This is a genomic window from Mannheimia bovis (assembly GCF_014541205.1).
GTDB lineage: Bacteria > Pseudomonadota > Gammaproteobacteria > Enterobacterales > Pasteurellaceae > Mannheimia > Mannheimia bovis.
In genome coordinates, this window is sequence record NZ_CP061280.1 from 172,882 (window position 1) to 185,494 (window position 12,613).

General features: G+C 40.7%; 12 protein-coding genes. 7 read left to right on the forward strand and 5 right to left on the reverse strand.

Translation table 11 applies throughout. From position 1 onward, the window contains the following. The first annotated feature begins 15 nt into the window (after positions 1 to 15). The 6 genes from tuf to cysE all read left to right on the forward strand — a co-directional run bounded on the left by tuf (position 16) and on the right by cysE (position 5,788). Positions 16 to 1,200 carry an elongation factor Tu gene (gene tuf, locus ICJ55_RS00975; RefSeq protein WP_027073920.1) on the forward strand — a complete coding sequence of 395 codons (1,185 nt, stop codon included), beginning with the start codon at positions 16 to 18 and terminating at the stop codon, positions 1,198 to 1,200. 299 nt (positions 1,201 to 1,499) lie between these two features. Next, positions 1,500 to 2,798: a trigger factor gene (tig, locus tag ICJ55_RS00980; RefSeq protein WP_188156942.1), complete on the forward strand. Its 1,299-nt coding sequence runs from the start codon at positions 1,500 to 1,502 to the stop codon at positions 2,796 to 2,798. Between the two features lie 89 nt (positions 2,799 to 2,887). Then, positions 2,888 to 3,340 (forward strand): rhodanese-like domain-containing protein, encoded by a 453-nt coding sequence (locus ICJ55_RS00985; protein WP_188156943.1) that lies wholly within the window; start codon positions 2,888 to 2,890, stop codon positions 3,338 to 3,340. Positions 3,341 to 3,361: 21 nt separating this feature from the next. Beyond that, positions 3,362 to 3,865, forward strand: coding sequence for a protein-export chaperone SecB (secB, locus tag ICJ55_RS00990; protein WP_188156944.1), 504 nt, complete (start codon positions 3,362 to 3,364; stop codon positions 3,863 to 3,865). A 95-nt stretch (positions 3,866 to 3,960) separates the two neighbouring features. Beyond that, positions 3,961 to 4,971, forward strand: coding sequence for an NAD(P)H-dependent glycerol-3-phosphate dehydrogenase (gene gpsA / locus ICJ55_RS00995; RefSeq protein ID WP_025235281.1), 1,011 nt, complete (start codon positions 3,961 to 3,963; stop codon positions 4,969 to 4,971). Between the two features lies 1 nt (position 4,972). Further along, complete coding sequence (gene cysE, locus ICJ55_RS01000; RefSeq protein ID WP_025248209.1) at positions 4,973 to 5,788, forward strand: serine O-acetyltransferase; 816 nt, start codon at positions 4,973 to 4,975, stop codon at positions 5,786 to 5,788. 83 nt (positions 5,789 to 5,871) lie between these two features. Here cysE and rlmB read toward each other — a convergent pair whose 3' ends face one another. From rlmB to ICJ55_RS10700, 3 genes are read right to left on the reverse strand one after another with little or no spacing between them, the layout of a single operon-like run. Beyond that, positions 5,872 to 6,615, reverse strand: coding sequence for a 23S rRNA (guanosine(2251)-2'-O)-methyltransferase RlmB (gene rlmB / locus ICJ55_RS01005; protein ID WP_188156945.1), 744 nt, complete (start codon positions 6,613 to 6,615; stop codon positions 5,872 to 5,874). Between the two features lie 53 nt (positions 6,616 to 6,668). Beyond that, entirely contained in the window at positions 6,669 to 8,036 is a 1,368-nt protein-coding gene (gene pssA, locus ICJ55_RS01010) for a CDP-diacylglycerol--serine O-phosphatidyltransferase (RefSeq protein ID WP_188156946.1), read from the reverse strand. 49 nt (positions 8,037 to 8,085) lie between these two features. After that, positions 8,086 to 8,322 carry a tannase/feruloyl esterase family alpha/beta hydrolase gene (locus tag ICJ55_RS10700; RefSeq protein WP_244141780.1) on the reverse strand — a complete coding sequence of 79 codons (237 nt, stop codon included), beginning with the start codon at positions 8,320 to 8,322 and terminating at the stop codon, positions 8,086 to 8,088. On the opposite strand from ICJ55_RS10700, the gene ICJ55_RS10705 reads away from it, so the two are divergent. Further along, a complete protein-coding gene (locus ICJ55_RS10705) occupies positions 8,322 to 8,516 on the forward strand; it encodes a hypothetical protein (protein ID WP_244141781.1) in 195 nt (64 codons plus the stop codon). The genes ICJ55_RS10700 and ICJ55_RS10705 overlap by 1 nt on opposite strands. 180 nt (positions 8,517 to 8,696) lie before the next feature. On the opposite strand, the gene ileS is transcribed toward ICJ55_RS10705, so the two are convergent. Beyond that, entirely contained in the window at positions 8,697 to 11,507 is a 2,811-nt protein-coding gene (ileS, locus tag ICJ55_RS01020; RefSeq protein WP_188156947.1) for an isoleucine--tRNA ligase, read from the reverse strand. 49 nt (positions 11,508 to 11,556) lie between these two features. Next, complete coding sequence (gene ribF / locus ICJ55_RS01025; RefSeq protein ID WP_188156948.1) at positions 11,557 to 12,513, reverse strand: bifunctional riboflavin kinase/FAD synthetase; 957 nt, start codon at positions 12,511 to 12,513, stop codon at positions 11,557 to 11,559. Positions 12,514 to 12,613 lie beyond the last annotated feature (100 nt).

Below are 12,613 nucleotides of genomic sequence, written 5' to 3' on the forward strand. Positions count from 1 at the left end.
TAGGAAGATATTAAAGTGTCTAAAGAAAAATTTGAACGTACAAAACCGCACGTAAACGTGGGTACAATCGGCCACGTTGACCATGGTAAAACAACTTTAACAGCAGCAATCACCACTGTATTAGCGAAACACTTCGGTGGTGCAGCTCGTGCATTTGACCAAATCGATAACGCACCAGAAGAGAAAGCACGTGGTATCACTATCAACACTTCACACGTTGAGTACGATACAGCAACTCGTCACTACGCACACGTTGACTGCCCGGGACACGCGGACTATGTTAAAAACATGATTACCGGTGCGGCACAAATGGACGGTGCTATCTTAGTAGTAGCAGCAACAGATGGTCCAATGCCACAAACTCGTGAGCACATCTTATTAGGTCGCCAAGTAGGTGTTCCATACATCATCGTATTCTTAAACAAATGCGATATGGTAGATGACGAAGAGTTATTAGAATTAGTTGAAATGGAAGTACGTGAACTTCTATCTCAATACGACTTCCCGGGCGATGACACTCCAATCGTACGTGGTTCTGCATTACAAGCATTAAACGGCGTTGCAGAATGGGAAGAAAAAATCCTTGAATTAGCAAACCACTTAGACACTTACATTCCAGAGCCTGAGCGTGCGATTGATAAACCATTCTTATTACCAATCGAAGACGTATTCTCAATTTCAGGTCGTGGTACAGTAGTAACAGGTCGTGTTGAGCGTGGTATCATCCGTACTGGTGATGAAGTTGAAATCGTAGGTATCAAAGATACCACAAAAACAACAGTAACCGGTGTTGAGATGTTCCGTAAATTATTAGACGAAGGTCGTGCGGGTGAGAACGTTGGTGCATTATTACGTGGTACTAAACGTGAAGAAATCGAGCGTGGTCAAGTATTAGCGAAACCGGGTTCAATCACTCCACACACAGACTTCGAATCAGAAGTTTACGTATTATCAAAAGAAGAAGGTGGTCGTCACACTCCATTCTTCAAAGGCTACCGTCCACAGTTCTACTTCCGTACAACTGACGTAACTGGTACTATCGAGTTACCGGAAGGTGTAGAAATGGTAATGCCTGGCGATAACATCAAAATGACTGTAAGCTTAATTCACCCAATCGCGATGGACGAAGGTTTACGCTTCGCTATCCGTGAAGGTGGTCGTACAGTAGGTGCAGGTGTTGTTGCGAAAATCATCAAATAATTAAACGCAAGTTTATATTTGAGATAAGCGAACAAAGCGAAAGAGAGGTATATCGAAAGATATGCCTCTTTTTTATTGCTTCAAGGGAGAATAGGATAAAGCTTAATTTGCAAAATATAGATGAAAAAAGACCGCTTGTGGTAAGGGATATTTACAAGCGGTTAAATTTTCTGATTTTTTGCAGAAACAGTTCTATTTTCTCCACCTCTCAATGACTTTCTTCTCGACAGTTCTCTTATAGATCGATACAATAGCCGTCTATTTGTATATCTTTTATATCCCTAAACTGAGGTTTAAGAATGTCATTTTCAATCGAAACATTAGAAGGCTTACAACGCCGCGTAACAATTAACGTACCAGCTGACAAAATCGAAGCAGCATACAAAGAACAATTAAAAGGCTATGCGAAAAATGCTCGCGTAGATGGTTTCCGTAAAGGTAAAGTACCTCATTCAATCATCGAACAACGTTTCGGTATCGCAGCTCGTCAAGATGTATTATCTGATGAAATGCAACGTGCATTTTTTGAAGCTGTAATTGCGGAGAAAATCAACTTAGCAGGTCGTCCGACATTCACCCCAAACAACTATCAACCAGGTCAAGATTTCAGCTTCACTGCAACTTTTGAAGTATTCCCGGAAGTAGAATTAAAAGGTTTCGAAAACATTGAAGTAGAAAAACCGGTTGTTGAAATCGCTGATGCTGATTTAGACAAAATGGTGGATGTGTTACGTAAACAACAAGCAACTTGGACAGAAAGCCAAGAAGCAGCAAAAGCTGAATCACGTGTAACTATTGATTTCGTTGGCTCTGTAGATGGCGAAGAGTTTGAAGGCGGTAAAGCATCTGACTTCGTATTATTTATGGGTCAAGGTCGTATGATTCCAGGCTTTGAAGACGGTATTGTTGGTCGTAAAGCAGGTGAGCAATTCGACATTGATGTAACATTCCCAGAAGAATACCACGCAGAAAACTTAAAAGGTAAAGCAGCGAAATTCGCTATTACCTTGAAAAAAGTAGAAGAAATGGTATTACCTGAATTAACAGAAGAGTTTGTGAAAAAATTCGGTAATGCGAAATCAGTTGAAGAGTTACGTGCAGAAATCAAGAAAAATATGCAACGTGAACTGAAAAATGCGGTAACTTCACGTGTTAAAACACAAGTAATCAACGGCTTAATTGCACAAAACGATGTTGAAGTACCAGCTGCAGCAGTTGAAGAAGAAATCAATGTGTTACGCCAACAAGCAGTTCAACGCTTTGGTGGTAAACCAGAAATGGCAGCACAATTACCGGCTGAATTATTTGAAGCAGAAGCTAAACGCCGTGTTCAAGTAGGCTTATTACTCTCTTCAATCATCGGTTCTAACGAGTTAAAAGTAGATGAAAAACGTGTTGAAGATATGATTGCAGATATCGCATCAGCTTACGAGCAACCGGCAGAAGTTGTTGCTCACTATGCGAAAAATCGTCAATTAACGGAAAATATCCGTAATGTGGTATTAGAAGAGCAAGCGGTTGATGCAGTATTAGCGAAAGCAAAAGTAACTGAAAAAACAATGTCTTTTGACGAAGTTATGTCGCAACAAGCTCAATAATTTCCTTAGGGTGGGCTTATGCTCACCTTTTATTGCTTTTACAAGCGGTCAAAAAGCCGCTTATTTTTCAATTTTAAGGAAATTAAATTATGGAACAACTTACTTTTGCCCAGCAATTACAGCAATTTTTCGCAAACCATACGATTATGGTGTTTGCGTGGATAGCTTTATTTGTTGCGGTAATTTTCAGTTTTTATAAAAACGCAACCCGTAAATATACTATTGTGGATAATGCACAAGCTACTCAGCTTATTAATAAAGAAGAAGCAGTGGTAATTGATTTGCGTTCGGACGAAGAGTTTCGGGCAGGTCATATTATTGATAGTATTCACGTTTTACCTTCAGAATTAAAAGCAGGCAAAACGCATCAAATTGACAAATATAAAGATCGCCCTGTAATTTTAGTCGATATTAATGGTTTTACTTCAGGCGGTGTTGCTGATGCTATTGCTAAACAAGGTTTTAGCAAGCTTTATGTATTGAAAGAAGGTATTGCAGGCTGGCGTGCAGCAAGCCTACCAACAGTTAAGAAACATAAATAATCTATTTATTAAGGAAATTTTATGTCAGAAGAAAATCAAGTCGCTTCAACAGAAGAAGCTGCTCAAACTCCTTTTGAGCTTCAAATTCAACGTATTTATGTGAAAGATGTTTCATTTGAAGCCCCTAATTTGCCGACTATTTTCCATCAAGAGTGGAAACCACAATTAGGTTTTGAACTTGATACTGAAACCAAAGAGATTGGCGAAGATTTATATGAAGTAACATTACATATCACAGTTCAAACCACGTTAGAAGATAGTGGTGATGTGGCATTTATTTGTGAGGTAAAACAAGCCGGCGTGTTTACCATTAAAGGCTTAGAAGGTATTCAGCTTGCTCACTGCTTAGCATCGCAATGTCCGAATGTACTTTACCCTTATGCACGTGAGTTAATTTCAAGCCTGGTAAATCGCGGTACATTCCCTGCGTTAAATCTTTCTCCGGTAAATTTTGATGCGTTATTTATGGACTACCTCCAGCGTCAAGAACAAGAAGAAAGTGCAGAGCAGCCATTAGCTAACTAAGCATTTCAGAGAAATAGGTATGCACTGCATACCTATTTTTTTATCTACAAGCGGTTGTTTTTAATGATTTTTTTGCAAATGATTTGAGAAGATATATGAGAGAAGTTTATTCCGCACCAATCGCCGTATTAGGAGCAGGCTCTTACGGTACGGCACTAGCAATTGCCCTTTCTCGCAATGGTCATAAAACCTATTTATGGGGGCATAATCCGGCAAAAATGGCAGAGCTTGCTAAGGCTCGAATGAATCAAGACTTTTTGCCGGATATTGTTTTTCCTGAGGCGTTGGAAGTGGTTTCAGATTTATCAACAGCATTGCAAAATGTTAAAGATTTGCTCATTGTTGTGCCGAGCCACGTATTCTCTGATGTCTTAGTGCAGATTAAGCCTCTTTTATCTAAAGATCATCGTATTATGTGGGCAACTAAAGGGCTTGAGCGAGATACCGGGCGGTTATTGCAAACAGTAACGCAAGAAATTTTGGGAGACTCTTACCCACTAGCGGTGCTTTCTGGTCCAACTTTTGCAAAAGAACTTGCTGCAGGTTTACCAACCGCTATTTCACTTGCCTCTACCGATCCTGTATTTGCTGATGAAATGCAACAACGTATTCACTGTTCAAAGGCTTTTCGTGTTTACCTCAATAATGATATTGTCGGCGTGCAACTAGGCGGAGCAATTAAAAATGTGATTGCGATTGGTGCTGGTATTTCAGATGGAATGGGCTTTGGGGCAAATGCACGCACTGCCTTAATTACTCGTGGGCTTGCTGAAATTAGCCGTTTGGGAGTATCACTCGGGGCTGATCCAAAAACCTTCACCGGAATGGCAGGTTTAGGAGATTTAGTGCTAACTTGCACCGATAACCAATCCCGTAATCGTCGTTTTGGCTTAGCTTTGGGGCAAGGGAAATCGCCTGAAATTGCTATTCAAGAAATCGGGCAAGTCGTAGAAGGTTTTTACAATACCAAAGAAGCCTACTTGCTCGCCCAAAAACAAGGTGTTGAAATGCCGATAGTAGAGCAGATCTACCAAATGTTATTTGAGGGAAAAAATGCTCTAGATGTAGTTAAAACATTATTAGGACGTGAGCGAAAGGGAGAATAATATGCAGCAAAACGAAATTGATCAGATTTGGCAATCTATTAGAGAAGAAGCAAAAGAGCTTGCCAACAGTGAACCAATGCTGGCAAGTTTTTTCCACGCAACCATCTTAAAGCATCATAATTTAGGTGATGCGTTAAGCTATATTCTAGCCAATAAGCTAGAAAATCCGATTATGCCAGCTATTGCACTAAAAGAGATTATAGAAGAAGCTTACCGTGCAGAGCCTCAAATTATTGCAAGTGCTGCCTGCGATATTAATGCGGTTCGCACACGAGACCCTGCGGTAGATAAATGGAGTACTCCACTGCTTTATCTAAAAGGTTTTCACGCACTACAAAGCTACCGAGTAACTCATTATCTATGGAATCAAGGCAGAAAGGCTCTTGCTGTTTATTTACAAAACGAAATTTCAGTTGCTTTTGATGTAGATATTCACCCAGCCGCCAAAGTAGGCTGTGGCATTATGTTTGACCACGCAACAGGCATTGTGGTGGGCGAAACTTCAGTGATTGAAAATGATGTCTCTATTCTACAAGGCGTAACACTAGGTGGAACAGGCAAAGAAAATGGCGATCGCCATCCGAAAATCCGAGAAGGGGTGATGATTGGTGCGGGGGCGAAAATTCTCGGCAATATTGAAATCGGACGCTATTCCAAAATCGGGGCAAATTCAGTGGTACTACAACCTGTTCCGGAACACGCTACCGCGGCAGGAGTACCGGCACGCATTATCGGTAAATCCTCAGAACAAAAACCTGCATTTGATATGAACCAATACTTTGAAGATGAACAAGGATTATTTGGTGATGGGATTTAAGTTGCAAGCGGTTATTTTTTACCTATGTTTTGCAAATCTATACAAAAAATGCGAAGTAACATTTCTTCGCATTTTTTATCTGCTTACTGTCCTAGCAACTTTTGGCGAACTATCTCAAACAAGCAAACCCCTGTTGCAACCGACACATTCAATGACGAAACTGATCCTGCCATTGGAATACTAATAAGTTGATCGCAATGCTCACGGGTTAGACGACGCATTCCATCGCCCTCTGCCCCCATCACTAAAGCAATTGAGCCGGTTAATTTCGCTTCATAAATACCCGATGTAGCTTCACCTGCTGTACCAACAATCCAAACGTTGTGGCGTTCTTGCAAATCACGCATTGTGCGTGCGAGATTAGTTACTCGAATAAGAGGCATCACCTCTGCGGCTCCGCACGCCACTTTACGGGCAGTTGAGGTCAGTTGAGCTGATTTATCTTTCGGTACAATCACTGCATCTACACCGGCTGCGTCAGCGGTACGCAAGCACGCACCAAGATTGTGGGGATCGGTTACACCATCTAAAATGAGCAGTAGCGGATTTTGCTTTTGGCTTAAAATCGCTTCTAAATCGTGTTCGTTTAGCTCTTTTTGTGGTACAACTCTCGCAATAATACCTTGATGCACTTCGCCTTGCGATTTGTTATCTAAGGTTTGGCGGTTAACTTGTTGAATAGAAACACCCAAGCGTTGCAACTCATTTAATAACGGTAGTAATCTTTTATCTTCACGTCCTTTAAGCACCAATACTTCAATTAAACGCTCCGGAGCATTGTCTAAAAAGGCTTTTACGGCGTGAATGCCATAAATTTGTTCGCTCATATTTTCCCTTAATAATTGGGCGAACACATCAGTTCGCCCCTACATTAACTATTTTATAGTAACATCTTCACAATTTTATCAAGTTTCACTCTGCCAAATTTTTTCAGCAATTTACGTACATTTTCAGGGTAATCCGTCAGCACTTCTAAATCGCTATAATGGCTTAAAACCCGCGTATATTGGCGAATTTGGCTCAACTCCATTTCCGCTTTTTCACTTAGCTCTGCTTTCGGGTCAGAAATTAAAATCGCATTTTCGGCATCTAATCGCCACGCACGAGGATTTAAGTTATTCCCGGTGAGCAAAATATAACGGTTATCTACCCATACACCTTTCAGATGGTAACTGTTTTCGCCATCTTTCCATAAACGAATAGTAAGCTGTCCATTTTGAATATAGCCATCTAACCGTTTAGCAAATGCTCGCAAATTCTTCTCATACAGATAAGGCAGAGCTGATGCCATTGTAAATTTTTCATCAGGCTTAGTATAGAAATCATTAGCGGTTTTATCACCCACAATAATTTCTACTGATTTGCCGTTTGCCAACAACCATTCAATGCGAGTTCTTAGCGAAAGCGGAAAGTTAAAATAAGGCGTACAAATCGTTAATTTCTGTTCTGTTTGATAGAACAATGCCTCGATAACTTTATTGAGCTGATTTCTACGGCGACCTAAACCAAATAATGGCGAAACCAACAAATCGTCGCTTTTCGCAATACCGTTAAATTGATACTGCTCTCGCCCTAATTGCTTACGGAATGCTTTAATTTGTGGGCGGATTTCAATGGTTTTCGGACGATTTGCCGTATCTAAACGGCTTACCACTCCATTTGATAAAATATTTTGTTGAATAAATTTCACCCAACTATCTGCTAAAGCTTTATTTTCAATAACGTGATAGCGGTCGTAACGGTAACGATCTAACTGATGCAAATAAACATTGTTGATGCTTGCTCCGCTATACAAAATCGTATCATCAAACACAAAACCTTTTAGATGCAACACACCGAACACTTCTCGCCCGTTAATCGGCACACCGTAGAACTCAATTTCTTGTCCGCCTGGGAGATTTTGCTCTGCTTTAAATTCAGTGTACCAATCAGCATTCGAGAGGCTTTCCGCTTCGCCAATCCGTCCACGTTGAGCTCTATGCCAATCGACTAAGATTTTCATCTCTAAATCCGGGTTACTTCGTTTCGCATTATAAAGGGCAGTTAAAATTTCTTGCCCGGCTTCGTCCTTTTCAAAATAAAGTGCGGTCAAATAGATTCTTTTTTTTGCCGTTTGAATCAGCTGTAAAATTTGCTGTTTAAACGCTTGGCTTGAATTAAGAAAAATCACCTGTTCCGCCTGCTGTGGCAAGAAAGGTAAACTTTCTATCAGCTTTTCAGCTTTGCGTTGTTTATTCAAAATTAACATTAATGATTCCCGATTTTTAATAACTACCCACTATTTTACACCGAAATGATTAATAAAGCGATTTTACATTAACAACACTTATAACTTTTAGGGTTATTTGGCTCGCCTTGCTGGTAATAAGCCACTTTTGGATAAGGGCAACGTAGGAGCTGTTTTCCTTATTCGGATATAATTCACCCGCTTTAGCTATTATTTGCTCTGGAGATGTCCCTTTTTCCACCCAGTTTTCAAGGGTTGTCAGCATATCAAAATCATTGATTGTTTCCCCTCGTCTACAATGATTCATTGCCGGCACAAAAAACAATTTTGCAAAGTTTTGCGGATTTTCAACCGCTTGTTACACCTTTTGATACCAATCTCTTAGATCAACAGCCGAAAAAATCGGATCTGAAACACCTTGATAAATCAGCATTTTTTCGCCCTGCCTTGTGGAACGCAGAGAGTTTCTACCCATTAGATTTTGTCAATTTCAGTTTGTAAAATAGAGAAAAATTTGAGCTATTGGCTTGCTTTGAAGGAGAAAAGAATGATTTTTTTCATTTTTTATAGCGATACAAGCGGTTATTTTTTAGGAAATTTTTGCAAATTTTAAGATGGGTGTCTATCTATCGCTGAAAAAGCTAAGGCAGGGTTTTCCCTGCCTTAAAATATATGAAATGATTACGCAAACAAACGTTTTTCACCACTACCTGCAACGTTCTCAACACAACGTCCACAAACTTCTTCGTGTCCTGCGTGCGTGCCGATGTCGGTTGCATAGTGCCAGCAACGAGGGCATTTTTCGCCATCTGCATTTTCCACTTTCACCGCCAAACCAGCTAATTCGCCTTCGGCAATATCGGCTTCCGCAAGTGGTTTTACAATTGCTTGTGAAGTAATTAATACAAAGCGTAATTCATTACCAAGTTGCTCTAACAATGGGCGAATGTCATCATTCGCGTACACCGTAACTTTAGCTTCCAAGCCTGCACCAATCACTTTATCTTTACGGGCTTGCTCTAACACACGGTTTACTTCAGCACGCACTTTTAAGATTTGTTGCCAGTAAGCATCGTCTAATTTATCTTGCTCAGTTAAAGCGAATAAACCATCGTAAAACTCTTCGGTGAAGACAAATTCGCTTCTACCTTCAACTTGTGGCAAGTAGCCCCAAATTTCATCTGCGGTAAAGGATAAAATTGGTGCAATCCAACGCACAAGGGCTTCAGCAATGTGCCATAATGCGGTTTGGCAACTACGGCGAGCAAGGCTATCCGCTTTGGTTGTATATTGGCGGTCTTTGATGATGTCTAAATAGAACGACCCCATTTCAATCGAGCAGAAACGCATTAAACGCTGTACTACGGTATGGAATTGGTAGTTATCGTACGCATCTTTAATCTCATTTTGGGCATCTAACGCACAACTTACCGCCCAACGATCAAGTGCGATCATCTCTTCCGGTTGCACTAAATCACGTTCCGGATCAAAACCGTTTAAGTTTGCCAATAAGAAACGAGCAGTGTTACGAATACGGCGGTAAGATTCACCAGCACTGTTTAAGATATTGTGCGAAACGGCAATTTCACCGGTGTAGTCAGTTGAAGCAACCCATAAACGCAGAATATCGGCACCGTTTTTATTCCAAACTTCGCTAGGTACAATCACATTACCAAGCGATTTAGACATTTTTCTGCCTTTTTCATCTACCGTGAAACCGTGGGTTAAAACCTGTTTATAAGGGGCTTTGCCGTTAGTTGCAGTGGAAAGCATTAATGAAGACATAAACCAGCCACGATGTTGATCTGAACCTTCCAAATACATATCCGCAGAGTTGCCGTTGAACTCTGGACGTTGCTCTACCACCGAAGCATAAGTCGATCCTGAATCGAACCATACATCTAGCGTATCAGGTACTTTGTGGTAATCTTTGGCTTCCTCACCTAATAATTCAGCAGGATCTAAATCCCACCACGCTTGGATGCCCGATTGCTCAACACGTTTCGCCACTTCTTCAATTAATTCTAATGTGCGTGGGTGTAGCTCTTCGGTTTCGTTGTGAACGAACATCGCCATTGGCACGCCCCAAGTACGTTGGCGTGAAATACACCAGTCCGGACGGTTCGCTACCATTGTATCAATTCGAGCTTCACCCCAAGACGGAATCCAACGCACTTTTTTGATTTCGCCTAACGCTTGTTGGCGTAAGCCTTGGGTTTCCATACCGATAAACCATTGTGGAGTAGCACGGAAAATAATCGGGGTTTTGTGTCGCCAGCAGTGTGGGTAGCTATGTTTGATGCGAGATAATTTCAGTAATGCCCCTACTTCTTGCAATTTTTCCACGACTTTGTCGTTCGACTCAAATACACCTAAACCGGCAAAGAATGGGGTGTCGGCTTTGAATTTACCATCATTCGAAATTAAGCCCGCCATTTCAATTTTATATTTGCGAGCCACCACAAAGTCGTCTGCACCGTGGTCAGGGGCAGTGTGTACCAAGCCTGTACCACCGTCTGTGGTCACGTGGTCGCCAAAAATAAACGGCACGCTATAGTCATAGAATGGGTGATTAAAACGTAATAACTCTAGGTTTTCACCTTTGGTAGTACCTAAAATTTCAAACAATTCTACGCCTGCGGCTTTTGCAACATCTTCGACTAAATCAACCGCTAGTACTACACGCTCATCGCCTAATTGCACTAATGCGTATTCAAGTTCCGGGTTAATGGCAATCGCACGGTTAGACGGAATAGTCCAAGGGGTGGTTGTCCAAATCACTGCCGATAATTTGCCTTGACCTTTTGCATTAAATTTCGCAGCCACTTCCGATTCATCTACCGCATTAAAACGCACATAAATAGAAGGGGAAACTTTATCTTCATATTCCACTTCTGCTTCAGATAAAGAAGAGCCACAATCCAAGCACCAATGAACCGGTTTTGCACCTTTATATAAATGACCGTTCGCAATGACTTTTCCAAGTGTACGAATAATGGTTGCTTCAGTATCGAAGTTCATTGTCAGGTATGGGTTATCCCAATCGCCTAAAATCCCCATACGGATAAAATCGGCTTTCTGCCCTTCCACTTGCTCTTTTGCATAATCACGGCACGCTTGACGGAATTCCGCCGCAGAAACTTTTTCATTCGGCTTGCCGACGATGCCTTCTACTTTTAACTCAATCGGTAAACCGTGACAGTCCCAACCCGGCACATAAGGAGTGTCATAACCTAATGAAGTCTTAGACTTCATAATAATGTCTTTTAAAATTTTATTTACTGCGTGCCCTAAATGCAGATTACCATTTGCATACGGAGGACCATCGTGCAGAATAAAGGTTTTCTTGCCTTTAGAGCTTTCACGCACTTTTTGGTATAAATTTTTGTCATACCAATTTTTCAACATATCCGGTTCACGCTTGGCTAAATCACCACGCATAGGAAAGCCTGTTTCAGGCAGGTTTAGGGTGTTTTTGTAATCAACTGTCATTGTTATCTACCAATTTTAATCAAAATTATTTTGCAAAATTTTTGCCAAATCAGACCGCTTGAAAATACTTTCTTACAGCCATTACATCTTGCTCAATTTGTGCTTTCAACGCATCAAAACTTTCGAACTTTGTTTCATTACGGATTTTTTGCAGAAAGACGACTTCAATCGCTTCACCATAAATAGAGGCATTAAAATCAAAAATATGCACTTCTAATAGCGGTTTTGTGCCGTTGATAGTTGGGCGGTTTCCTACATTTGCAATGCCATTATAACTTCCGATCTTCGTGTTTACTTTCACTGCAAACACGCCTTGAATAGGGGTTACTAAACGGTTGAGCATAATATTGGCGGTTGGAAAACCGATGGTTCTACCGAGCTTATTACCGTGAGCAACTCGCCCGTGAATAGAATAAGGCTTACCCAATAATGTTTCGGCTAAGGCTAAATCGTTATTTTGTAAGGCTTCTCGCACGAGCGAGCTACTGATACGTTCTTCATTTAAACTATGCGTATGGCTTTCTTCCACCGCAAAACGGTATTTCAGCCCTGCATTGCGTAGGGTTTCAAAACTGCCTGCACGTTTAGCACCGAAGCGGAAATCATCACCCACACTTAAATAGCGAACTTTTAGTCGTTTAGCTAATAAATCACTAATAAAGTCATCTGCTGAAATTTGAGCAAACTTTTCGCTAAAACGAACACATAACACGAAGTCCACGCCTGCTTCGGCTAAATATTTCAACTTATCACGCAGTCTCATTAACCTTGCAGGTGGTGTACAAGCGGTCAAATTTCCACTTTTTTTTGCAAAAAATTCGCGAGGTTGCGGTTCAAATAGCATTACCACCGAAGGTAAATCTAAATCTAAGGCTTTATCACACAAACGGCTTAAAATATTTTGGTGCCCGATATGTACGCCATCGAAATTACCAATAGAAAGAACACAGCCTTTATTTAAAGCACTATATTTATCTAAATTATGAAAACCTCGAATAAGCTGCATAAAAATATAAACCGTTTTATGAGTAAAAATTGCTGTGATTATAGCGAGAAATCAACAAAAAAGGAAAAAAAATCCTATGTGTTATCAATTAATGCACGAA